A 22,820-nucleotide genomic window follows, 5' to 3' on the forward strand; every position below is an offset into this window, starting at 1 on the left:
GCGACGGATCGCCCGTCGACCCGGGGGCGGGTCGCGGTGGACGATGAGCCCGGGTCAGGCTCCCGGACGCCGTCGCATGAGGTTCCGGATTCGTGAGGTGGTGCCGCCGAGCTGGAGCTGAGCGACGATGCCGACGCCGATGATCAGCGCCTGCACGATGTTCTGCACGGCGGTTGCCTGCGTGAACGTCTGGACCAACTGGGTCAGCTGGGCAAGGAAGAGTGCGCCGAGCGCGGTGCCGACGACGCTGCCCCGTCCCCCGGTGAGGGCGGTGCCGCCGAGGACCACCGCGGCGATCGAGGGCAGCAGGTAGTCCTCGCCCGCGGTGAGGGTCGGGGTGCGCAGCAGGCCCGCGAGGAGCACGCCCCCGACGGCGGCGAGCGCGGCCGAGAGGACGTACGCGACGATTGTGTACCCGCGCGTGCCGATTCCGAGGTTGGCGGCGCTGCGCGGGTTCTCCCCCACCAGCTCGAACCGCCGTCCCAGACGTGTCAGCTTCAGCACGACGTGGACCGCGAGCGTCAGCGCGAGCGCGAAGAACACCAGGACGGGGATGCCACCCCACCGGCTGAGCGCGAACTGGTTGAGCGCGTCCGGGCTCTGGGTGGCGAATCCGCCCGAAAGTGCCTGGACCGTGCCGATCATGAGCGCGTTCACGGCGATCGTCACCACGAGCGGCGGGAGGCCGAAAACGGTGATCACGACGCCACTGGCCAAGCCGAACAGGGCCGTGGCGACGATCGCCGCCACGATGGCCGCGGGAAGACCCAGCGCGTCGTCGCCGCCGAAACGAGCCACGATGAGGGCGCCGAGCGTCACGGCCCCCGGAATCGACAGGTCGAGGCCACCCTGCTGGATGACCAGGGTCTGCCCGATCGCGACGATGGCGATGAGCGCGGCGAACGGCAGCATCGACACGATGGCCGTGGGTCCCACGCTTCCCGGTGCGATCAGCGGGCTGATCACGAACAGGGCGGCGACGGCGATGAGTGCCCGCGTTCCCGGCCACGCCAGCACCATCCGCGCCGTGGGACCGTGGTCCTTCGGCGCGAGGCGTGCGGGAGCGGCGAGGTCGGTCATGCCGTCACCAGAGCGGGGTGCCAGGTGCCGTCGAGGCGCGCCTCGGGCATCTCACCGAGCAGGTAGCTGCGGGAGGCTTCGGCATCCGCCTTCAGCCGGGCGAGGTCGACGCCGACGAGCTCGCCGTCCTTCTTCACCCGACGGCCCTGCACGAACACGTCCCGGACGAGGCCCGGGTGGGCGGAGTACACGAGGCTGCCGATCGGGTTGTTGAGCGGGGTCAGGGCGAGCGAGCGGTCGTCGAGCACCACGATGTCGGCGGCCTTGCCCACGGCGATCGACCCGGTGGTGTCGGACAGGCCCGCGGCGTGCGCGCCGTCGATCGTGGCGAATTGCACGACGTCGGCGCACGTGAGGCTGATGCGCTCGAGCACCTCGCCGGTGTCGACGGACGGGGCGTTGTCGAGAGCGCGCTGCATGCCGATGGCGGTGCGCATCGTGGCGAACATGTCGCCGCCGTTCGAGCTGCACACGTCGATGGAGAACGTGGGACGGATGCCGGCACGCAGCAGCCGGCCCGTGGCGGGGAAGCCGTGGCCCATCTGCATCTCGACGTCCGGCGCGACCGAGGCGGTGCCGCCGCTGTCGGCGATGAGCTTAAGCTCGTCGTCGCCCAGGGTGCAGCAATGGACGTACGTGATGCGGTCCGAGAGCAGGCCGTCGGCGTGCATCTTGCGGATCGGGCCCGACTTGCCCCAGTACCCGTCGCCGGCGTGCATCGTGACGCGCAGGTCCAGGTCGGCGGCGAGACGGAAGTCGGCGACGTTGACCTCGGGGGTCACGAACTGCGGACCGCGGAGCGCGAGCGCCATCGTGACCAGCCCGCCCTCGGAGGAGAAGTGCTCGTCGCGGACGCGCCGGGCGTCGTCGGGGTGGACGTTCGCCGAGGGCAGGCTGCCCCACTGGTCGGCACCGCCGCCGTGGGCGAACACGGCGCGCATCCCGGTGTCCTTGAGCGCGGCGACGGCGGCGTCGGCGTGTTCGGGGGTGGCGAGGTTGTGCGACCAGTCGACGAGCGTGGTGATGCCGGAATCGAGCGCCTCGAGCGCCCCGAGGTAGTTGCCGGTGTAGGTGTCCTCCGGGCGGAAGTGCTTGCTGAGCCCGGTGTGGAGACCCGCGAGGTACTCCGTGAGCGACCAGTCCGACGCGAGGTTGCGGACGACCGACTGCCACGTGTGGCGGTGGGTGTCGACGAAACCGGGGTGCACGATGCGGCCGTGGACGTCGATGACCTCGGCATCGCCGGCATCCAGGCCCTGCCCGATGGCCTCGATCGTTCCGTCCGCGCCGATCAGGATGTCGGTGTCGGTGAGGACCTCGCCGGGGCGGACGGCCGTGATGACGGTCCCTCCCCGCAGCAGCGTACGCGTGCTCATGTGGTGGTGACTCCCTCGTCGAACCGGAGCGACGTCGCGCCGGTGGTGTTCGTTGATTGGATGCTAGAAAGCAGGACTGAACGTGTCAAGTATTTGTTATCACTGTGTGCAGTGCGTCCAGCAGGGCTGAAAGATCACGCGCGTTCGCGGTACAGCGGGATGTCGATCGGGGGCTGCGGGATGAACGATCCCGCCCCGCCCATCCGGTCGTAGAGGAACTCGTGCGAGCGCTCGAGCGTGTTCGTCGCGGCGGCGACGTCGACGTGCGTGAGCACACCGCCCCGCTTGACGACGCGCCCGTCGACGAACACCGTGTCGACGCAGCCGGCATGAGCCTGCGAGACCACCGCGCCGGTCGGATCCGCGCGGTTCCAGCCGACCTGACTGATCCCCGACATGTCCACGAGCACGATGTCGGCGCGCTTGCCCACGGTGAGCGACCCCACGAGGTGGTCCACCCCGGCCGCCCGTGCACCGTTCAGCGTGGCCCAACGGAGGGCGTCCTCGGTCGTCCACGACATCGTCTGCGGCGCACGCATGACGGCGTACTCGGGCTCGTCGGCGCGATAGCGCGAGGCCTGCAGGACGAGACGGCTGTGGGAGACCATGTCTCCGCCGTTCCCTGAGACGCAGTCGATACCGAGACTGGGCCCCGCGGTATGGGCGGTGGCCTCGGCGATGGCCGGGTATCCCATGCCCATCTGCATCTCGGTCTCGGCGCACACCGACACCGTCACCCCGCTGTCGTCCAGCAGATCCCACTCGTGCGGGGTGTTGAAGGTGCAGTGCACGAGGAGGAGGTCGTCGGCCAGCAGCCCGTGGGCGTGCAGCACCTCCACGTCCTGGAAGAGCTGGCGGACCATGACCTGGTTGGCGTGGAAGGTGATGCGCGCACCGAGGTCGCGGGCGAGACGGAACTCCGCGGCCACGTCGGCGACGGGGGCGATCGCCAGCTCTTGCGGGGCGATGCCGAAGCGCAGGAGTTGGTCGTCGCTCGCGAAATACTGCTCCCGGATCTCCCGCGCGAGATGCGCGCGCGTGGCCAGGGCCGCCGGATCCGATCCGGCCCGGGATCCGCCCCGCGACTGGCTCCACGTGTTCGTGGTGATCGGTGTGAGCCCGTGCCCATAGAGCGCCCGGATACCGGCATCCCGGAGCCCCGTCACGGCGGCGTGCGCGCCGTCCGGATCGAGGATGTTGTGGCAGTAGTCGACGATCGTGGTGATGCCGGAGTTCAGTGCGTCGAGAGCCCCCACGTAGTTGCCCGCATACATGTCCTCGGCTCGGTAGAGCGGAGCCATGTGCAGCCGGATGCCGCGCAGGTAGTCGGGGATGTTGCCGTCGGCCAGGATGCCGCGCAGCGCGGTCTGCCACGTGTGGCGGTGCGTGTCCACCATCCCCGGGATGGCGATCTTGTCGCGCCCGTCCACGATCTCGGCGTCGGCGACCGCGATGTCGGGGCGGATCTCACGGATGATCCCGTCCTCGATGAGGATGTCGGTGCGAGGGAGATCCCCGAGCCCGTCGTCGACCGTGGCCGCCGCCACGTTGCGGATGAGTGTGCGCATTCTTGCTCGCTCCCTCGCGATCCGTTCGGGTCTTCCTCGACCCGACGTTGTGCTGAACTACACACGAATGTACAGTCGCTCCCAGATTTGTAAAGCTGTAGCGAACGTTTCTTGGCGTCGAGGAGGACCCATGACCAGAACGAGCCCCCGCATCGCCGTGCTCGGCACGGGCGCACAGGGAGCCAGCGTCGGCGCCGATCTGCTGCGAGCCGGTCTCGACGTCACGTACATCGAGCAATGGCCCGCACACGTCGAGGCCATGCGCGCCCGCGGCATCGAAGTGCGCCTGCCCGACGAAACGCACGTCACGCCCGTGCACCCCCTGCACCTGTGCGAGGTCGCGACGCTGCGCGAACCGTTCGACATCGTCTTCATCGTGGTGAAGGCGTACGACACGCGCTGGGTCGCCGAGCTCATCGCGCCCCACGTCGCCGAGGACGGCCTCGTCGTCGGGCTCCAGAACGGGATGACCCAGGATGCCATCGCCGCCGCCGTCGGCGCCCACCGCACGATGGGCGCGGTCATCGAGGTCGCGTCGAACATGTTCGAGCCGGGCATCGTGAACCGGCAGACACCGGTCTCGGGTTCCTGGTTCGCCGTCGGCGCGTACGACGACTCCGCCCGCGGTCGCGAGCACGAAGTGCAGGCGGTGCTCTCGCACACCGGTCGCGTCGACGTCTCCCCCGACATCCGCTCCTCCAAGTGGATGAAGCTCGTCGCCAACGCCGGCGAGCTGGTCCCCTCCGCGATCCTCGACCTCCCCCTGGCATCCGCCGTCGCCCTTCCTGGTGTGCACGACTTCATGATCGAGTGCGGGAAGGAGGCCGCTCGCGCCGCCCTTGCCGACGGCAGTCGCCTCGTCCCGATCTTCGGCCTGTCCGACGACGCCGTCACCGACCCCGATCGATACGCCGCTGACCTGCTCGGCGAGGTGCTGGACAGCTTCTCCCTCCCCGACACGAACACGACCGTTCTGCAGGACTGGATGAAAGGCCGCCACGCCGAATACGACGAGGTCAACGGCCTCGTCGTGTCGGTGCTCGCCGGCGCGGGGCAGGAAGCACCGTTCAACGCGCACACCGTCCGTCTCGCGAAAGAGATCGAGGCGGGCCGGATGCCGCGCTCCGCCGCCAACGTCGACGTCCTTCTGGACGTCCCCGGGCGCGGGTGAGGCCCGGTCGTGTTCAGGCGCGGCGCACACGATGTGCGCAGGGCGACGGGTAGCGTGGTGCCCCGAGGGGCGGTCGCCCGGTGATCGGGGTCGCCGCCTTCGGAAGAGGAGGCGCCGACATGACCGACGACATCGGTGGCAGACTGCGCGACGCGCGACTGCAGCGCGGGATGAGCCTGCGCAGCGTCGCGAGTTCTCTGGGCGTCTCGGCGAGTCTCATCTCGCAGGTCGAGACCGGGAAGACGCAGCCGTCCGTGTCGACGCTGTACGCGATCGTCACGCACCTGGGCATCTCGATCGATGAGCTGCTGGGCGTCTCGCCGACGCCTCCGGCGGGTGCCGTGGCGCCCGTGCCCGAACCCCTTCCCGCCGACCTCACCGTGCAGCGCGCCGCGGAGAACGCCGTCCTCGATATGGAGAACGGCGTGCGGTGGGAGCGTCTTGCTGCGGGCGTGGGTCCCGCCGACTCGTTGCTCGTCACCTACCAGCCCGGCGCCTCCAGCTCCGTCGAGGGCAAGATGATGCGCCACGCCGGCGTCGAGTACGCCTACCTGCTCGAGGGCGAGCTGACGCTGCGCCTGGAGTTCGACACGTTCACCCTGCGCGCCGGCGACAGCCTGCACTTCGACTCGGTGCGTCCGCACCTGTACGTCAACCAGAGCGATGCGATCGCGCGGGGCATCTGGTTCGTGGTGGGTCGCCGCGAGCAGAATCAGGCCATGCCGTCGGCCGGCCAGCAGCTCGGCGCGCCGCGCGAGACCATCGGGTCAGCGGTCGACGTCCTCCGCGCGATGGACGACCTCGACCGCTGACCGACGCTCGGCGTCAGGCCGTCGCCGACCGGACGCCGTGCCGCGCGACGCGACGGTGCGAGGCCGTCGGGTCGATCACCGTCTTGATCTGGCGCGATCCGCCCCGGGTGAGCGGCTCCAGCGCCCCATCGGCGACCTCGTCGAGGGGCAGGACCTCGTCGGCGACATCCGTCCAGTCGGCCCGACCGGCCAGCAGTTCCACCGCGCGCGGCAGATCCGCCGCGATCACGTGCGCGACCGTACCGACGATCGTGAGCTCGCGCAGGGTCCAGGCGCCGAGGGGCACCGGCACGTCTTCCCGCTGGATGCCGACCGGCACCAGGACCGCTCCCGGCAGCGCCGCGGCCACGACCTCGTCCCACCCCGCGCGCGAACCGCTCACCTCGAACAGCACGTCGGCCTCGCGCCCTGCGGCGGCGAGCTCTCCGGCGACGGAGTCCTCCCCCGCGAGCAGGGTCCGCTCGGCGCCGAGAGCCCGCGCGAGGTCGAGCCGGTCCTGCGACCGGTCGACCGCGAGCACGCGCGCCCCGACCGCCGCCGCGGCATAGGTGATGAAGGCGCCGATCCCGCCGATCCCGAGGACGACGGCATCCTGGCCCGCCGACAGGCCACTGCGCGAGACGGCGTGCACGGCGATGGCCATCGGCTGCGCGAGCGCGAGAGTATCGGATGCCAGCCCCCACGCGGTCACGTCGAGCAGTGTCGCGGCGGGCACGCGCACGAACTCCGCGAGCCCGCCGTCGACCTGCAACCCCGCCGTGCGGTACCGCCGACAGAGGTTCGTGCGCCCGGCGCGGCAGGGCTTGCACTCGCCGCACGAGATGCCCGCCCCGCAGACGACCTGCGCACCGAGGGGCAGGTCGACGCCGTCGCCCACCGCTTCCACCGTGCCGGTGAACTCGTGGCCGAGGACGACCGGCAGGTGCGTGAGGACCGGACCGCGCGAGAACTCCGTGGCATCCGATCCGCACACTCCGCACCCGGTCACCCGCACGAGGGCCTCGCCCGGGCCGGGGACGGGAACGGGGCGATCCTCGATCCGCAGATCCCCGGCGCCGTAGAGGACGGCCGCACGCATGCGCGTCACAGGGCGGCCCCGTCCGGCACCTCGAGCTGCACGGCCTGACGCGACTCGATCATGCGCGAGAGGTGCGCCTCGTACACCGCGGCGTGCTCGGGCGAGTCGAGGTACACCGCGAGGGCTTCCTCGTCCGCGACGAGCGCGACGACGCCGTAGTCGGCCGGACTCGGACGGAGCCGCAGGTTCGCGCCGCAGCGGTATCCGCGGAGCACCGGCAACGCCGCCGCCATCTCCTCGAGCGCTCCCGTCAGCGCCTCCACCTCCTCGGGGCCGACCTCGGGTCTCCAGGTGAACAGTGCGGCGTGCAGGATCATGCGGCCCTCTCAGTCGTTGGCGCGGGCGACGACATGGGCGTCGCCGTCGGTGTAGCGGTACGGGTTCTCGATCTCCTCGTCGACGGGGATCTCGGGGTGCATGCCCTCGGCCCACGCCTGCTCCCCCAGCTTCGACCGCACGTACTCGACCGATGCCGCGACCTTGTCGCGGACGGGTGCGAGCGGCAGGCCGATGCGCTTGCCCTGGTACTTCACGACCTTGCCGTCCACGACGACGGTGTGCACGTCGGCCGTGCCGGCCTGATAGACGACGTGGGCGTAGGGGTGCAGGATCGGGGTCATCGCCGGGGACTCGTCGTTCTTGATGAGCACAATGTCGGCGCGCTTGCCCGGGGTCAGCGAGCCGATTCGATCTTCGAGACCGATCGAGAGGGCGCCGCCCATCGTCGCCATGCGCAGGACGTCCTCGGCGCGCAGGCGGTTCGCGACGATCGTCTCGCCGCGCGCGTGTGCTTCGAGGTGGTCGCGCGAGCGGTCGGCGCTGAGGGTGGCGCGCATCGCCGAGAAGAAGTCGGCGCTCCACCAGACGCTCGTGTCCATCGACAGGGATGCCGGGATGCCGTGCTTGCGGATCGCCCACGTCGAGGGGTACCCCTGGCCGGCACTCTGCTCCGACTCCGTCGCGACCGACACGGTGCCGCCGGTCGCGGCGATCTTCTGATAGCTCTGCTCGTTCAGGGACGCCGAGTGCACGTAGGTGACCTCGGGCGTCATGAACCCGGCCTCGTACATCTGGGTGATCGCGGTGTCGGTGGTCGCGCCCCACACACCCGCGTGCGTCGTGACGCGCAGCCCCAGCTCGCGGGCCGCCTCGAACGCGCCGCGCTCGGGGAAGTCGGACGCCCCGGGGACGTCGAACGCGAGCTGCAGCGTCATCATGTCGTCGGGCGAGGAGAAGTTCTTCGACACGAAATCGCGGAACTCGGGGGCGTTGGCCCACTCCCACGGCGCCCCGAGGTAGTTGCCGTAGCCGAGCACGAAGCGGCCGGGGATCTCGCGCAGCGCCTGCAGGGCGGCCTCGCCGTACTCGGGCGTGCGGAGGCCGTGCGACCAGTCGAGGGTGGTGGTCACGCCCGTGTCCACTGATTCCAGGGCGCTGAGGAGGTTGCCGGCGTAGACGTCCTCGGGGCGGAACACCTCGCCCCAGTTGAGGTAGTAGAAGACGAAGTACTGGCTGAGCGCCCAGTCGCCGCCATACCCTCGAAGTGCGGACTGCCACATGTGGCGGTGGGTGTCGACGAAGCCGGGGGTGACGATGCCCCCTGCGGCGTCGATCTCGAGCGTGCCCTCGGGCACCTCGAGACGGTGTCCGACCGCGGCGATATCGCGCCCGATCACGAGGACGTCGGCGTCGTCGAGAACGCCCTGTTCGTCCATGGTGATCACGGTCGCGTTGCGGAAGACGAACGGACGGTCGGCCGAGAACTGCTCGGCGGCGGGTGTGGTGTCGGTCATGGCCTTCTCCCCATCGAGAATGTTCGTTCCTGGTTTACACTCTCCACAGGGCGGAGGCAAGAGTCCGATTTTCGTTCAGTCGTGATGCATGAACGACCCGGGCTCTCCCTACCGCGTTCGCTGACACTCCAACGAAGGAGCGACATGTCCACTCCGTCCATCGCCGTGCTGGGTGCGGGCGCCAACGGCGCCTCGATCGGTGCCGACCTCATCGACGCGGGCCTGGATCCGGTGCTCATCGAGCAGTGGCCCGCGCACGTGGAGGCCATGCGTCGCGACGGCCTGCGGATCGAGATGCCCTCGGGCACGCGGCACGTGCGTCCCCGCACACTGCACCTGTGCGAGGTCGCGACGCTGCGCGAGCCTTTCGACCTCGTCCTGCTCGTGACGAAGGCCTACGACGCCCGATGGGCCGCCGCGCTCATCGAGCCGCACCTCGCCCCCGACGGTGCGATCGCGGCCGTCCAGAACGGCATGACGACCGAGACGGTCGCCGACGTGGTCGGTGCCGACCGGTGCGTCGGCACGGTCATCGAGATCTCGTCGACGATGACCGATCCCGGCGTCGTCCATCGCCACGTGGACCCCGAGCGCTCGTGGTTCGCGGTGGATGCCACGGCTCCGCGCGGACACGATGTGGCCGACGTCCTGTCGCACTCCGGCGAGGTCGCCCGCGTCGACGACATCGCGTCGGCGAAGTGGATGAAGCTCGTCAGCAACGCCTCGGTCCTCGTCCCGACAGCGGCGCTCGGGCTTCCCATGGTCGACGCGATCGAGGTGCCGGGCATGCGCGACCTCATGCTCGAGGCGGGACGCGAAGCGCTCCGGGTCGCCGGCGACCACCGGGTGCTGCCGATCTTCGGCCTGACCGCCGAGTCGATCGCCACGTCGCCCGACGTCGTGGAGACGATGCTCGACGCGCTGTACACGCGCTTCACCGTTCCCGGTGCCACGACGACGGTGCTCCAGGACTGGCGGAAGGGTCGCCACAGCGAGGTCGACGACATCAACGGAGCCGTCGTGGCGGCGGGGCGGCGTCTCGGCATCCCGACGCCGGTCAACGAGTCGATCGTCGAGGTCGGCCACGCCATCGAACGCGGTGAGATGGAGCCCGCCCTCGCCGCGCTGCAGCGCTTGCAGCGCGGCTGAGGGATCAGCCCGCGTTGCGGAGCGTCGAGACCTGGTAGAGCGCGACGGATGCCGCGATGCCGGCGTTGAGCGACTCGGTCGCGGTCGAGATCGGGATCGACACGACCTGGTCGCACGTCTCGGTGACGAGGCGGGACAGCCCCTTGCCCTCGGACCCCACGACGATCACCACGGGACGATCGGCGAGCTGCAGCTCGGGGAGCGAAACTTCGCCGTCCCCCGCGAGACCCAGGACGAACACGCCCTGCTTCTTGAAGTCCTTGAGCGTGGCGGTGAGGTTCGCCGCCAGAGCCACCGGGACGCGCGCGGCCGCGCCGGCGCTGGTCTTCCACGCCGCCGAGTTCACGCTCGCCGAGCGACGCTGAGGCAGCACGAGGCCCTGTCCGCCGAACGCCGCCGTGGATCGGATGATGGCACCGAGGTTGCGCGGGTCGGTCACGCCGTCGAGCGCCACGAGCAGCGGCAGTTCGCCCCGGTCGATGATCGACTCGAGCATGTCCTGCGGGTGGGCGTACTCGTACGGCGGCACCTTCAGGGCGACGCCCTGGTGCACGCCGTCGAACCCGGCCATGCGGTCGAGCTCGGGACGGGTCACCTCGAGCACCGGAATGCCGCGGTTCGTAGCGATCGACAGCATCTCCTTGACGCGGTCATCCATCTCGACGCGCTGCGCGATGTAGAACGCCGTGGCGGGGATCTTCGCGCGCAACGCCTCGAGGACCGAGTTGCGGCCGGTGACCGTCTCGGTGTCGTCGGCCTGCTTCGAACGCGCGCGGCCCTGCGACGAGCCGATCGGACGCACCCCCGGCTTGCCCTTGCCGCCGGCGGCGGCGTAGCGCTCCTGCGCCGCCTTGCGCTTGCCGGCGACGTGCCAGGCGCGATCCTCGGCCTTGGGCGTGGGGCCCTTGCCCTCGAGCGCCTTGCGCGAGTGGCCGCCGGTGCCCTTCAGGGGGCCCTTCTTCTTGCCGGGGTTGCGTGCTCCCGGGCGTCCAGGCTTAGGCATCGATACTCCAATGGGTTCCGGCCGGAGTGTCCTCCAGCGTGATTCCGGCGGCGGCGATGGCATCACGGATGCGATCGGCGGCCGCCCAGTCCTTGTCGGCGCGGGCGCGGCTGCGCTGCGCGATCATCTCTCGCACGAGGGCGTCGAGCGCGACACCCGCTCCCCCGTCGGCGTTCGCGGTCGTGGTGGTGTTCAGCCCGAGGACCTCGAGCATCGCCGTCACCGCAGCGGCCGATTCCATCGCGCCCGCGATGTCACCGGCGTCGATCGCGGTGTTCCCCTCTCGGACGGCCTGGTGCAGCGCGGCGAGCGCCTGCGGCACGCCCAGGTCATCGTCCATGGCTTCGATGAACGCCGACGGGAGGATGCCGGGTTCGACGGTGTGCTGATCGCCGCTCGCAGCCTGCAGCGACCGCTGCCGGAAGGTGTCGATGCGCTCCAGCGCCGAGGCGGCCTCGTCGAACGCGCGGTCCGAGATGTCGAGGCTCGAGCGGTAGTGGGCTCCGGCGAGCGCGTAGCGAACGACGCGCGGATCGCGTTCCGCGAGCACGTCGGCCGCCAGGATGAAGTTGCCGAGCGACTTCGACATCTTCTGTCCGTCGACCGTCACGAGACCGTTGTGCACCCAGTAGCGCGCGAACGGATCGCCCGCCGCCGTGGACTGCGCGATCTCGTTCTCGTGGTGGGGGAAGCGCAGGTCGAGACCGCCGCCGTGGATGTCGAACTCCGGACCGAGGTAGCGCCGTGACATCGCCGAGCACTCGATGTGCCAGCCCGGACGTCCGGCTCCCCACGGCGAGGTCCAGGTGGCGGAAGCGGGCTCGCCCTCCTTCGCGCCCTTCCACAGCGCGAAGTCACGGGGGTCGCGCTTTCCGCGGGGGTCGGCGTCGGCGGCGGACTCCATGGCATCCACGCTCTGGTGCGTCAGCTCGCCGTACGCGGGCCACGAGCGCACGTCGAAGTACACGTCGCCGGCGGACGCGTAGGCATGTCCGCGGTCGATGAGCTCGGCGATGAGCTCCTGCATCTGCGTCACCGAGGCGGTGGCACGCGGCTCGTAGGTCGGGGGCAGGATGCCGATGGCGGCGTAGGCCCGTGAGAACTCCAGCTCCATGCGGTACGCCAGCGCCCACCACGGCTCGGTCGCGGTGGCGTTGGCGAGCACCTTGTCGTCGATGTCGGTGACGTTGCGCACGAACGTCACGCGCCCGAATCGGTGCGTGAGCCAGCGGCGCAGCAGGTCGAACGCAAGAGCCGCGCGGACGTGTCCGATATGGGGACCCGACTGCACCGTGGGGCCGCAGACGTACATCGTGACGTTCGCGGGGTCGACGGGGACGAAGTCGCGCAGAGCCTGCGCTTTCGTGTCATACAGCCGAACGGTCACCGCACAAGCCTACCGGCCGCCCCTGACGGCGACCCGTGCCCGAAACACGAGGGCGTTAGGGTCGCAGCATGCCGCTGGAGATCCGACTCGATGACGTGGCCGTGGCCGACACCCGCGCGCTCGTGACCGCGCACGTGTCGGGCATGCTCGAGAACACCCCGCCGGAGAGCTGCCACGCTCTCGACGCCGACGCCCTCGTCGACAACGGCGCGCTGCTGTGGTCGGCGCGCGTGGACGGGGAGCTCGCCGGCATCGGCGCCCTCTCCCCGTTCGGCGAGGATGCCGGGGAGCTCAAGTCGATGCGCGTCGCCGACGGATTCCTCGGTCAGGGGATCGGCCGGGCGATCCTGCGGCACATCATGACCGAAGCGCAGGAGCGTGGCATCCGGACCCTGTGGCTGGAAACGGGCAGCGGCGACGACTTCCTCGCCGCCCGGTCGCTCTACGCGAGCGAGGGGTTCGTGGAGTGCCCGCCGTTCGGGTCGTACCGCGACGACCCGTTGTCGACGTTCATGATGCGCGAGCTCTAAGCCGGGACGACGAGCGCGGTCGCGAACGCGGCGACGCCCTCGGCGCGCCCGGTGAAACCGAGGCCGTCGGTGGTCGTCGCGCTGACCGTCACGGGAGCACCCCCGAGCGCAGCCGACAATGCGCGCTCCGCTTCGGCACGGCGACCCGCGAACCGCGGGCGATTGGCCTGCACCTGGACCGAGACGTTGCCGATCCGCCAGCCCGCCTCGCCCAACAGGTTCCGCGTGTGCGCGAGGAAGGCCTCGGCGTGCGCGCCCGCGAACTCCGGCCGGTCAGTACCGAAATGCGTGCCGATGTCACCGAGACCGGCCGCCGCGAGGAGGGCGTCGACGATCGCGTGCGCGACGGCGTCACCGTCGGAGTGCCCCGACAGCGCCGGTTCCCCCGGCCATTCCAGCCCCGCCAGCCACAGCACGCCGTCGCCGCCGAAGGCGTGCACGTCGGTGCCGATGCCCACGCGGGGCGATCGCGCGAGCTCGGCGTGGCGCTCGGCACGGGGCTCGACGTCCGCGATCAACGCTCTCGCGCGCTCGAGGTCGGGGCCCGTGGTGATCTTGAAGGATGCCTCGTCCCCGGCAACGGTGATCACGGTGTGGCCCGCGGCCGCGACGAGCGCCGCATCATCGGTGTGCTCGGCGTCCGCAGCGCGGACCGCTTCCTGCAGCACATCCCGACGGAAGCCCTGCGGGGTCTGCGCGGCGGCGAGCTCAGACCGGTCGACGGCCGCGACGATCGCTCCCGCGGCGTCCACCCGCTTGATCGTGTCGACCACCGGGACAGCCGGGATGACGGCTTCGGCGCCGCCATCGAGGGCCGCGACGACCCGGGCGAACACCGCCGGCGGGGTGAGCGCTCGTGCGGCGTCGTGCACCAGGACCGTGTCGACATCCGCCCAGAGAGCGGCCACGCCGGCGGCGACGGACGACTGTCGCGTTGTTCCGCCGGCGACGACCGAGACGAGGTCGAGGCGATCTCCGGCGACCTCGCGCGCGTCGGTCAGCGCAGCGCCCTCGTATCCCTGCGGCACCACGATGACGACCTGGGCACGCGGAGCGGCGAACACGCCGCGAAGCGCGTGGCGCAGAATCGTGTGCTCATCGAGACCGACGAACGCCTTGGGTGCGCCCCCGTTCAAACGGGTGCCGGAGCCGGCGGCGACGACGATGACGGCCAGACGCGGAACGGGTGCGGGAATCACCCGACCACGCTAGCGCGGACGCGGGTCGGAACCGCGCGCGCCGTCAGGACGCGAGGACCTCGTCGAGGACGACGCTCGCGCGGTCTTCGTCGGTCTTCTCGGCGAGCGCGAGCTCGGACACGAGGATCTGACGGGCCTTGGCCAGCATGCGCTTCTCGCCGGCGGACAGACCGCGGTCCTGGTCGCGGCGCCACAGGTCGCGGACGACTTCGCTCACCTTGATGACGTCGCCGGACGCGAGCTTCTCGAGGTTCGCCTTGTAGCGACGCGACCAGTTGGTCGGCTCCTCGGTGAAAGGCGCGCGCAGCACCTCGAAGACGCGGTCGAGACCCTCTTTGCCGATCACGTCACGAACGCCGACGAGGTCGACGTTGTCGGCGGGGACCTCGATGACCAGGTCGCCCTGCGTGACGTTGAGCTTCAGGTACTTCTTCGTCTCGCCCTTGATGACGCGTTCTTTGACCTCGATGATCGTGGCCGCGCCATGGTGCGGGTAAACGACGGTCTCGCCAACCTCAAAAAGCATGGAGTTATGTCCTTTCGGCAACATCCAGGATACCACAGGCCCCGATGCGCTAAGGTTCCGCCTCCCCCTTCATCCCCCTCTCCCGCGCCCGCGAGGCCGCCCGCTCCCGCGCCCGCGAGGCCGCGCGCGAGGCACCCGCGAACCGGGCCCCGCTCGCCGACCCCGTAGGATGATCTGGATGCCGTCTGTCGTTCCGGGAGGATCCGTGAAAACGCGCCTGTTCGCGTCCCTGGCCGTAGGGGCCGCCATCGTTCTCGGGACGACGGGATGCAACCTCGTCGCACCCCAGGCGACCACGATCGACTACTCGGCATCCGACGGGGTGAACGTTCCCGCCTCCGGTCCGCTGCAGGTGCGCAACGCACTCATCGTCGCCGACGAGGAGGGTACGGCCGGCAACCTCGTCGCGGCCATCGTCAACGACACCACCCAGGCTCAGACCCTGCGCGTCGAGGTGGGCGAGGCGGGCAGCACCGTGCGCGCATCGGTCATCGTGCCCGCGAGCAGCACCGTGAGCCTCGGCGACCTCGCCAACGACGTCGAGCCCCTGGCTCTCGACGGCTTCGAGGGCGCGCCCGGCTCCACCGTTCCCGTCTTCTTCCAGTCCGGCGACGGCGAGGGCGCCCTCATCGACGTGCCCGTCCTCGACGGCGCGCTGGAGTACCTGAGGACCCTCGCTCCCACGCCCACACCGACGAGCACCCTCGTTCCGACGCAGCCCTCGGCCACGCCGACGCCGACGCCGTCCTCCTGATCTTCACGACGAAGGCGCCGACGGATCCCCGTCGGCGCCTTCGTCGTTCGTGGCCGGTCAGGCTTCGAAACGGTACCCGAGTCCCCGCACGGTGACGAGCATCGACGGCTCGCTCGGGCTCTGCTCGATGCGCGACCGGATGCGCTTGATGTGCACGTCGAGCGTCTTGGTGTCGCCGAAGTAGTCGGTCCCCCAGACGCGGTCGATGAGCTGGCCACGGGTGAGCACGCGTCCGGCGTTGCGCATGAGCACCTCGAGGAGCTCGAACTCCTTCAGGGGCATGTTGATCTCGCCGCCGTCCACCGAGACGGTGTGCCGGTCGATGTCCAGGGTCACGCGCCCGCCGCTGAGGATGCGCTCATCCAGGTCGGACTCCTCCGGGCTGCGGCGACGCAGGACCGCGCGCATGCGAGCCAGGAGCTCGCGCGTGGAGTAAGGCTTGGTGACGTAGTCGTCGGCTCCGAGCTCGAGCCCCACCACGATGTCGACCTCGGAATCCTTCGCGGTCAGCATGATGATCGGCACCTGGGACGTCAGACGCAGCTGGCGGCAGACCTCGGTCCCCGGCATGCCCGGGAGCATGAGGTCCAGCAGCAGGATGTCGGCCCCGCGCTCGCGGAACGCGGTGAGAGCCAGTGCGCCGTCCTCGGCGATCTCGACCTCGTAGCCCTCCCTTCGCAGCAGGTAGGCGAGCGGGTCGGCGAGATCGGGCTCGTCCTCGACGATCAGAACACGGGTCATGCGGTGTCTCCCTTCACGGGTGCGGGACGGGTTGCAGGGCCGGACTTGCGGCTCTTGCGACGCGCCTTGGGACGAACGAGGTCGAGGTCGGGCGCCTCGGACCGGGGCAAGCGGATGGTGAACGTCGAGCCGCGCTCGGGCCGAGACCACAGGCGAACCTCACCGCCGTGTCGCTGCACGGCGTGCTTGACGATCGACAGGCCGAGGCCCGTGCCTCCGGTGCGCCGCGAACGCGCCTGGTCGGCACGGTAGAAGCGTTCGAACACGCGGTGCTGATCGCTCTCGGGGATGCCGATTCCCCGGTCGGTGACGGCGATCTCCACGACGTCCTCGTCGAGCTTGATCCCCACCCCGACCTTCGAACCCTGCGGGGAGTAGGCGATGGCGTTCGCGATGAGGTTGCCCACCGCCTCGGTCAGGATCTGCGGCTCGCCCCGGACCCACAGGCCCTTCGTCCCTCCGCGCACGACGGTGACCTGGGCGGAGTCGGCCTGGATCGTGTGCGACTCGATCGCGGCCGTGACGACCTCGTCGATCGAGACGTCGCGCACCTCGCTCAACTCGTCCGACGCCTGAAGCCGCGACAGGCTGAGGATGCGGTTCGTCAACGCGGAGAGGCGCTGGATCTCCGCCTGCAGCCGACCGGAGAAGTACCGCACCTGCGCGGGATCGTCCGCGGCGGACTCGATCGCCTCGGCCAGGAGGCTCACCGCACCGACCGGAGTCTTCAGTTCGTGGCTGGTGTTGGCGACGAAGTCGCGGCGCATCTCCTCGACGCGCTCGCGCTCGGTGATGTCGCGGAGGACGAGGAGCACCAGCCGTGGCGACACGGGTGCCGCACGGACGGCCACGAGCCGCGGCTCGGCCGGCGCCGCACCCCGCCGGAGCCGGAGCGTCTCGCTGACGGAGGCACCGTTCTCGCGCGCCGCCCGCGCGACGCGGCGCAGATCGTCGTCGGCGATCGCGCTGCCGGCATCCAGCCCGAAGACCTCAGCGGCCGGAGACAGCGCCAGGACGGTCGCCGACGTGTCGCACACCACGGCGGGGTCGTCGAGGGCACCGAGCATGGACTGCACGCCCTCGGGGAGTTCGGAGGAACCCTGGGCGAGAGCCCGTTCCCTGGCCCGCTGCGCGACGACGATGAGGCTCACGACGGAGCTCCCGACGATGATTCCCACGAGGAGCGCGAGCAGCGAGAGCTGCGTGTGATCCATGCCCCCAGCGTAGAGCCGCCCATCGGACGTCACCGGACGTTCAGACGGGGAGGGCGAGGGCGAGCGGCTACTATTCACTGTCACAGCACCACTCGTTAACCTTCGGTGGGAAGAATCCCGGAGGGTCGCGGGACATGTGTGTGCCGTGCCGACGAGGAAGGTATCGCGATGCGCGAAGTGTTCCACCAGTCCCTCGAGGACGTCCAAGGTCGACTGGTCGAGATCGCCGATCTGGTCGCGGTCGCCATCGACCGTGCGACGCGCGCCTTCGGCAGCAGCGACGTCTCCCTCGCAGAGGAGGTGATCGAGGCCGACGCGATCATCGACGAGAAGGCCATGGCCCTCGACGAGCTCGCGATCGAGATCCTCGCCCGTCAGCAGCCTGTCGCTCGCGACCTCCGCATCGTCGTGACGGCGCTCCGGGTCAGCGCCTCGCTCGAACGTATGGGAGACATGGCCGAGCACATCGCTCAGCTCGCGCGTTCCCGCTTCCCCGAGCGCGCCATCCCCAAGGGCCTCAAGAGCACGTTCACCCGCATGGGTGAGCTCGACGTGGAGGTCGCACGCAAGCTCGCCGAGCTGCTGCGCACGCAGGACCTGCGTATCGCGGAGGAGATCCGCGACGTCGACGACGACATCGACGAACTGCACATCAGCGTCTTCGAGAAGGTGCTCGGCGACTCGTGGAAGGGCGAAGCCACCGCAACGGTCGACGCGACGCTCGCCAGCCGCTATCACGAGCGGTTCGCCGACCACGCGGTCTCGGTGTCCAAGAAGGTCGTCTACCTCGCCACCGGAGACTGGGCCGGCGCCGACGACGTCACGCCGACGACAGCGCTCTGACGCCGCACACGTCGAAGGGGGTGGATGCCACTGGCATCCACCCCCTTCTCGTTGACGCGGGCGTTACTTCTTGTTGCCCTGCGCCGCGACGGCAGCAGCACCGGCCGCGGCGGCCTCGGGGTCGAGGTACTCGCCGGGTCCGAGCGGCTTCATGTCGTCGTCGAGCTGGTAGACGAGCGGGATGCCGGTGGGGATGTTCAGCTCGGCGATATCGGCGTCACTGATTCCCTCGAGGTGCTTGACGAGGCCACGCAGCGAGTTGCCGTGCGCGGTGACGAGCACCGTCTTGCCGGCCTGCAGGTCGGGGACGATCTCGCTGTGCCAGTACGGGAGCATGCGGTCGATGACGATCTTCAGCGACTCGGTGTCGGGCACCTCGCCGTCGATGCCGACGTAGCGCGGGTCACCGACCTGGCTGTACTGGTCGTCGGCGGGCAGCGGCGGCGGCGGAACGTCGAACGAACGACGCCAGAGCATGAACTGCTCGTTTCCGAACTCCTCGAGCGTCTGCGCCTTGTCCTTGCCCTGCAGGGCACCGTAGTGGCGCTCGTTGAGACGCCACGAACGCTTCACGGGGATCCAGAGGCGATCGGCCGCGTCGAGGGCGATGTTGGCCGTCTGGATGGCACGGCTGAGCACCGAGGTGTGCAGGACGTCGGGCAGCACACCCGACTCCTTCAGGAGTTCGCCGCCGCGCTGGGCCTCGGCCTTCCCCTGATCGGTGAGCCGGACGTCGACCCAGCCGGTGAACTGGTTGGTCTTGTTCCACTCGCTCTGCCCGTGGCGGAGGAGGATCAGCGTGTGAGGCATGCCTCCATGCTAGCGACGCCGAGCGAGCCCCTCGGAGCCGACGCCTGGCATCATGTCGCAAGTGACTCCCTCCCCCGTCGGCCGCCCCACGCGCGGCACCACGGGAGTCAATCGCCTGCGCCGCGTGGACCGTTGGATCGCCCGGCATCCGGTGCTCCGACGCGCGGACGATCCTCTCGTGGTCGATCTCGGATTCGGGGCGAGTGCCGTGACCCCCCTCGAATTGCACGCGCGCCTCCGCCGCACCCGTGCCGACGTCGAGGTCCTCGGACTCGAGATCGACCCCGAGCGCGTCGCTCGGGCGCGGGCACAGGCGGAGGGAGTGGAGGGGATCGGCTTCGCGCTCGGCGGCTTCGAGGTACCGACGCCCGCTGGACGGCGCCCGGCAGTGATCCGCGCGATGAACGTACTGCGGCAGTACGACGAGGCCGACGTCGCCGGGGCGTGGGCGCGGATGTGCGCGCGGCTCCCACCCGACGGCATCCTGGTCGAGGGAACGTGCGATGAGATCGGCCGCGTGGTGACCTGGGTCGAGGTGGGGGCGGATGCCGTGCCCCGGTCGCTCACGGTGTCGTTGCGGCTCGCGGATCTCGACGATCCCGCGATCCTCGCAGAGCGGCTCCCGAAGGCGCTGATCCACCGCAACGTCCCGGGCGAGCGGGTGCACGACTACGTCGCCGCGCTCCAGCGCGAGTGGAACCGCGCCGCAGCGGTCGCGCCGTTCGGGCCCGTGCACCGGTGGCGGACCGCGGTCGAGGCGCTGGCCGCCGACGGGTGGCCCGTGCGGGGCCGATCGCGCTGGCGGCTCGGCGAAGTCGGGGTCGACTGGAGCGCCGTCGCCCCCGGCTGATCACACGCGCGGCAGGAGCGCCTGAGCCTCGGCGAACGGCATACCCGTCGCCACCAGCAGGTCGACCGTCAGCGGCCGCATCGCGGCCACGAGGTTCAGCTCGCCGACGTTGCCGTCGGGGAGGATGCGTGCCGGGTCGAGCCGGGCGGCGAGGGCCGCCAGCGTCGCGCGGGCGGCGGGTTCGACCGAGACGTCGTCGAGCGCGTCGCGCACGAGACCCGCCCCGCGCTCGATCTCGGCGAGCAGGTCTGCGGGAACGGCCCGCGACTGACCGTCGGCGCACAGGTACGCGGCCCGTCGCCCCACCACGCGGAGGTTGCGGGTCGCCAGGTCCATCGCGGCGCGGACGCGGGCGTGCCGTTCCAGCTCGGTCCGCTGACGGCGCAGGAACGGCGAGATCCGGGCCACTTCCTGCCCGGATTCGAGCGAGCCGCTCCACGCGTCCACGTAGGTCTGCAGCGCTCGCGCGCGTTCCAGCCCCCGATCGGCACGAGCACGGTCGCCACGCCGGAGCGCACGGACGATCGTCGCGATGGCGACGTCGAATGCGTCGAAGAGTTCGTCGGCATCCCGCAGTTCCGTGCGGCGGAGAGTACGCGGGATCAGCGCCGTCACGAGCAGGGCCGCCACTCCCCCGACGACGCCGTCGATGAGACGGACGAACGGGGCGCCGGTCACGATCACCAGGGCGATGAGCGATTGGACCACGGCGGCCAGCGCGAACCCCGGCTGCGGCGAGAGGAACCGCGCCACGACGAGAGTCACGAACATCGCCACCGCGATCTGCCACCACCCGGCGCCCGCGATCAGGAGGACCAGCTCGGCGAGCAGGATGCCGACGAGCATCCCCGCGACGGTCTCGGCGACGCGCCACGGTCGGGCGTCCCGCACCAGGCCGAGGCTCGACACCGTCACGGTCGCCGCGAGAAGGGGAACGGTGTGTCCGAGCACGAAATGCGCGAACACGAACGCCGCGGTCGCGGCGACGACGATCTGCACGATGGCGGGGAGCGACTCGCGCACACGACCCCACCGACGTCGAAGCGTCGTGCGCAGGCGCGAGCGCGGCACGACGACGCCGACGGTCGTCGAGGACTCCTCGCCTGTCATCCCGCGGCGCGTCGGCGTCCGAGGCGCGGCAGCCGCGGAACCCCGGCGGTGGCCCCCGCGTCGGCGGGGACGACCGTCTCGACCGCGGCGGCGATCGGACCGTCCGCGGTGTCGACCACGTACGGCACGTCGGCGGGCGCGGTGCGCTTGACGAGGGCGAGCGCGATGGGGCCCTCCTCGTAGTGCACGGCGACGGAGGTCACGGCCCCGATCGCGTCGTCACCGACGCGCACCACATCACCGCGCGACGGGAGCACGCTGTCGCTGCCATCGAGCTGGAGCGCGACCACGCGGCGCGGCGGATGACCGAGGTTGTGCACCTTCGCCACGGTCTCCTGGCCGCGGTAGCAGCCCTTCGACAGGTGCACGGCGGTGCGGAGCCAGTCCATCTCGTGCGGCAGCAGCCGCTCGTCCGCGTCGACCGACACGCGCGGACGCCACGCGGCGACCCGGAGTGCCTCGACGGCCTCGCGCCCGGCGAGGGACACCTCGCCGGCCACCGCCGCGGCGACGATGCGGTCGAATTCGGCGGCATCCACGACGGCTTCCGCCCAGTCACGGTCGCTGCCGGGATGATCCTCGACGCGGGCGTACGCCCAGCCACCTGGAGAGACGTCGGGCCACGGGTCGACCCACACGACGGGGACCCCCGCAGGGGCGAGCGGGTTCAGCGACCCCACCGCCGCGCGCGTCCCGCCGATCACGAAAGCCTCTTCCGACCGGTCGCGCACCTCGACACGCAAGCGGAAGCGCATGCGGCCGAGCCACGCGGCGAGGGGCTCGGCGTCGGCGGCATCCACGATCAGCCAGGTGGTCTCGCCGTCATCGATGACCGACGCGGCGTGCTCGACGCGACCGTTCGGATCGAGGATGAGCATCTCGGTCGACACGCCCGAGGGCAGATGCGTCAGGGCCTGCGACGACAGCGAGTCGAGCCAGCTCAGCCGATCGGGGCCGTCCACCGACAGCACCCGACGTTCTCCCAGCGGTGCGAGCGCCGCGCCGGATGCGAGCCGGCGCTGCTCGGTCAGGGGCGAACCGACGTGGCGGAGGCCCGCCTCATCGACGATCGCGCCGGGAACCTCCGAGAGCGACGCCATCACTCGGCCCGAGCCAGACGGGCGGACGCGTGGGAGGCGAGTTCGCGGCCGAACGCTGCGATGTCCCACGCCCACAGCAGGTGGTCGTCGACGAGGCCGTAGAGACGGGTGGCGGAAGCGTACGGCTTGGCGCCCGCCGTGCGGACGATCGCGTCGCTCGCGAGGTCGACGCGGGGCCCCCGCACCTGGCCGATGTACAGCTCGAGGACGCCGTTCGAGTGAGCCGCGCTCACCTCGAGCGGGAACCCGCCCTCGGCGGTGCGGAGCGTCTCGACGTCGTCCGCGGTGCGGCGCGGCGCGGACTCGGTCGGCGGGAGGAGCGCGGGTCCGGCATCGGCGTCGGTGGCCGGACGAGCCACCCGCCAGTAACCGGTCTCGGACACCAGGGCGCGACGGTCTTCACCGTCGAGCAGCCACGCGTGCGCCGAGTAGTTCAAGAAGTCGCCACCGTCATGGCTGAAGCTCACGCGGTGCGCGAACTCGCCCGTGAAGGTGCGACCGTCGGCCTCGTAGTCGATGACGCCGGTCCCCTCCCACACCCCGATCAGCCACGACAGCGGGACGAGGTCGGCCGGAAGGTCGGTCGGAATCTCGATCACGACGGCGCTCGTCAGCGCTGACCGCGATAGAGGTTCCAGATGACGGTGCCGGAGACGAAGGCGATCGCCAGCGAGGCGAGACCGAGAAGTCCCACGAAGAAGAGTTCGAGCGCGAGGAGATCCATGC

23 protein-coding genes are annotated in these 22,820 nt (G+C 70.6%); 7 read left to right on the top strand and 16 right to left on the bottom strand.

Features of this window, described 5'->3' with window-relative positions; all coding sequences use genetic code 11:
• Nucleotides 1-54 precede the first annotated feature (54 nt).
• The 3 genes from ABC271_RS11985 to ABC271_RS11995 form a co-directional block, all read right to left on the bottom strand.
• Nucleotides 55-1,080 carry an ABC transporter permease gene (locus ABC271_RS11985; protein ID WP_412925078.1) on the bottom strand — a complete coding sequence of 342 codons (1,026 nt, stop codon included), beginning with the start codon at nt 1,078-1,080 and terminating at the stop codon, nt 55-57.
• Nucleotides 1,077-2,456 carry an amidohydrolase family protein gene (locus ABC271_RS11990; protein ID WP_412925079.1) on the bottom strand — a complete coding sequence of 460 codons (1,380 nt, stop codon included), beginning with the start codon at nt 2,454-2,456 and terminating at the stop codon, nt 1,077-1,079. The genes ABC271_RS11985 and ABC271_RS11990 overlap by 4 nt, the downstream gene beginning before the upstream one ends.
• A gap of 134 nt (nt 2,457-2,590) precedes the next feature.
• Nucleotides 2,591-4,024 (bottom strand): amidohydrolase family protein, encoded by a 1,434-nt coding sequence (locus ABC271_RS11995; protein WP_412925080.1) that lies wholly within the window; start codon nt 4,022-4,024, stop codon nt 2,591-2,593.
• A gap of 130 nt (nt 4,025-4,154) precedes the next feature.
• Here ABC271_RS11995 and ABC271_RS12000 point away from each other — a divergent pair, with 130 nt between their 5' ends.
• Together ABC271_RS12000 and ABC271_RS12005 are read left to right on the top strand one after the other, a co-directional pair.
• Nucleotides 4,155-5,195, top strand: coding sequence for a ketopantoate reductase family protein (locus ABC271_RS12000; RefSeq protein WP_412925081.1), 1,041 nt, complete (start codon nt 4,155-4,157; stop codon nt 5,193-5,195).
• A 119-nt stretch (nt 5,196-5,314) separates the two neighbouring features.
• Entirely contained in the window at nt 5,315-6,007 is a 693-nt protein-coding gene (locus ABC271_RS12005) for a helix-turn-helix domain-containing protein (RefSeq protein WP_412925082.1), read from the top strand.
• Between the two features lie 13 nt (nt 6,008-6,020).
• Here the strand turns inward: ABC271_RS12005 and ABC271_RS12010 are convergent, their stop codons facing one another.
• Genes ABC271_RS12010 through ABC271_RS12020 form a run of 3 tightly spaced genes read right to left on the bottom strand, consistent with a single transcriptional unit; the run spans nt 6,021 to nt 8,878 of the window.
• Entirely contained in the window at nt 6,021-7,085 is a 1,065-nt protein-coding gene (locus ABC271_RS12010) for a zinc-dependent alcohol dehydrogenase (RefSeq protein ID WP_412926155.1), read from the bottom strand.
• Between the two features lie 5 nt (nt 7,086-7,090).
• Nucleotides 7,091-7,402, bottom strand: coding sequence for a Dabb family protein (locus ABC271_RS12015; RefSeq protein ID WP_412925083.1), 312 nt, complete (start codon nt 7,400-7,402; stop codon nt 7,091-7,093).
• 9 nt (nt 7,403-7,411) lie between these two features.
• Nucleotides 7,412-8,878 carry an amidohydrolase family protein gene (locus ABC271_RS12020; RefSeq protein ID WP_412925084.1) on the bottom strand — a complete coding sequence of 489 codons (1,467 nt, stop codon included), beginning with the start codon at nt 8,876-8,878 and terminating at the stop codon, nt 7,412-7,414.
• A gap of 144 nt (nt 8,879-9,022) precedes the next feature.
• On the opposite strand from ABC271_RS12020, the gene ABC271_RS12025 reads away from it, so the two are divergent.
• A complete protein-coding gene (locus tag ABC271_RS12025; RefSeq protein WP_412925085.1) occupies nt 9,023-10,027 on the top strand; it encodes a ketopantoate reductase family protein in 1,005 nt (334 codons plus the stop codon).
• 4 nt (nt 10,028-10,031) lie between these two features.
• On the opposite strand, the gene rlmB is transcribed toward ABC271_RS12025, so the two are convergent.
• Entirely contained in the window at nt 10,032-11,030 is a 999-nt protein-coding gene (rlmB, locus tag ABC271_RS12030; RefSeq protein WP_412925086.1) for a 23S rRNA (guanosine(2251)-2'-O)-methyltransferase RlmB, read from the bottom strand.
• Nucleotides 11,023-12,417, bottom strand: a complete 1,395-nt coding sequence (cysS, locus tag ABC271_RS12035; protein WP_412925087.1) for a cysteine--tRNA ligase — start codon at nt 12,415-12,417, stop codon at nt 11,023-11,025. Before cysS ends, rlmB begins: the two co-directional genes overlap by 8 nt.
• Nucleotides 12,418-12,485: 68 nt before the next feature.
• On the opposite strand from cysS, the gene ABC271_RS12040 reads away from it, so the two are divergent.
• Nucleotides 12,486-12,947, top strand: a complete 462-nt coding sequence (locus ABC271_RS12040; RefSeq protein WP_412925088.1) for a GNAT family N-acetyltransferase — start codon at nt 12,486-12,488, stop codon at nt 12,945-12,947.
• Here ABC271_RS12040 and ispD read toward each other — a convergent pair.
• Both ispD and ABC271_RS12050 read right to left on the bottom strand, forming a co-directional pair.
• Nucleotides 12,944-14,146 carry a 2-C-methyl-D-erythritol 4-phosphate cytidylyltransferase gene (ispD, locus tag ABC271_RS12045; RefSeq protein ID WP_412925089.1) on the bottom strand — a complete coding sequence of 401 codons (1,203 nt, stop codon included), beginning with the start codon at nt 14,144-14,146 and terminating at the stop codon, nt 12,944-12,946. The genes ABC271_RS12040 and ispD overlap by 4 nt on opposite strands.
• A 43-nt stretch (nt 14,147-14,189) precedes the next feature.
• A complete protein-coding gene (locus ABC271_RS12050) occupies nt 14,190-14,672 on the bottom strand; it encodes a CarD family transcriptional regulator (protein WP_056229249.1) in 483 nt (160 codons plus the stop codon).
• A 178-nt stretch (nt 14,673-14,850) separates the two neighbouring features.
• Here ABC271_RS12050 and ABC271_RS12055 point away from each other — a divergent pair, with 178 nt between their 5' ends.
• The gene (locus ABC271_RS12055) at nt 14,851-15,426 is read left to right on the top strand and encodes a DNA modification methylase (RefSeq protein WP_412925090.1); all 576 of its coding nucleotides are present in this window, start codon (nt 14,851-14,853) and stop codon (nt 15,424-15,426) included.
• A gap of 57 nt (nt 15,427-15,483) precedes the next feature.
• Here the strand turns inward: ABC271_RS12055 and ABC271_RS12060 are convergent, their stop codons facing one another.
• Nucleotides 15,484-16,167, bottom strand: coding sequence for a response regulator (locus ABC271_RS12060; RefSeq protein WP_412925091.1), 684 nt, complete (start codon nt 16,165-16,167; stop codon nt 15,484-15,486).
• Nucleotides 16,164-17,381 (bottom strand): sensor histidine kinase, encoded by a 1,218-nt coding sequence (locus tag ABC271_RS12065; RefSeq protein ID WP_412925092.1) that lies wholly within the window; start codon nt 17,379-17,381, stop codon nt 16,164-16,166. Before ABC271_RS12065 ends, ABC271_RS12060 begins: the two co-directional genes overlap by 4 nt.
• A gap of 168 nt (nt 17,382-17,549) precedes the next feature.
• Between ABC271_RS12065 and phoU the strand changes: the two genes are divergently transcribed.
• Complete coding sequence (gene phoU, locus ABC271_RS12070) at nt 17,550-18,224, top strand: phosphate signaling complex protein PhoU (protein WP_412925093.1); 675 nt, start codon at nt 17,550-17,552, stop codon at nt 18,222-18,224.
• Nucleotides 18,225-18,287: 63 nt separating this feature from the next.
• Here phoU and ABC271_RS12075 read toward each other — a convergent pair whose 3' ends face one another.
• Nucleotides 18,288-19,034 carry a phosphoglyceromutase gene (locus ABC271_RS12075; RefSeq protein ID WP_412925094.1) on the bottom strand — a complete coding sequence of 249 codons (747 nt, stop codon included), beginning with the start codon at nt 19,032-19,034 and terminating at the stop codon, nt 18,288-18,290.
• Nucleotides 19,035-19,086: 52 nt separating this feature from the next.
• Between ABC271_RS12075 and ABC271_RS12080 the strand changes: the two genes are divergently transcribed.
• A complete protein-coding gene (locus ABC271_RS12080; RefSeq protein ID WP_412925095.1) occupies nt 19,087-19,884 on the top strand; it encodes a class I SAM-dependent methyltransferase in 798 nt (265 codons plus the stop codon).
• Here the strand turns inward: ABC271_RS12080 and ABC271_RS12085 are convergent, their stop codons facing one another.
• Genes ABC271_RS12085 through ABC271_RS12095 form a run of 3 tightly spaced genes read right to left on the bottom strand, consistent with a single transcriptional unit; the run spans nt 19,885 to nt 22,693 of the window.
• Nucleotides 19,885-20,994 (bottom strand): FUSC family protein, encoded by a 1,110-nt coding sequence (locus ABC271_RS12085; RefSeq protein WP_412925096.1) that lies wholly within the window; start codon nt 20,992-20,994, stop codon nt 19,885-19,887.
• A complete protein-coding gene (ygfZ, locus tag ABC271_RS12090) occupies nt 20,991-22,094 on the bottom strand; it encodes a CAF17-like 4Fe-4S cluster assembly/insertion protein YgfZ (protein WP_412925097.1) in 1,104 nt (367 codons plus the stop codon). Before ygfZ ends, ABC271_RS12085 begins: the two co-directional genes overlap by 4 nt.
• Nucleotides 22,094-22,693: a heme-binding beta-barrel domain-containing protein gene (locus ABC271_RS12095; RefSeq protein WP_412925098.1), complete on the bottom strand. Its 600-nt coding sequence runs from the start codon at nt 22,691-22,693 to the stop codon at nt 22,094-22,096. Before ABC271_RS12095 ends, ygfZ begins: the two co-directional genes overlap by 1 nt.
• Between the last annotated feature and the right edge of the window lie 127 nt (nt 22,694-22,820).

It is taken from the genome of Microbacterium canaveralium, assembly GCF_047238045.1.
Lineage (GTDB): Bacteria > Actinomycetota > Actinomycetes > Actinomycetales > Microbacteriaceae > Microbacterium.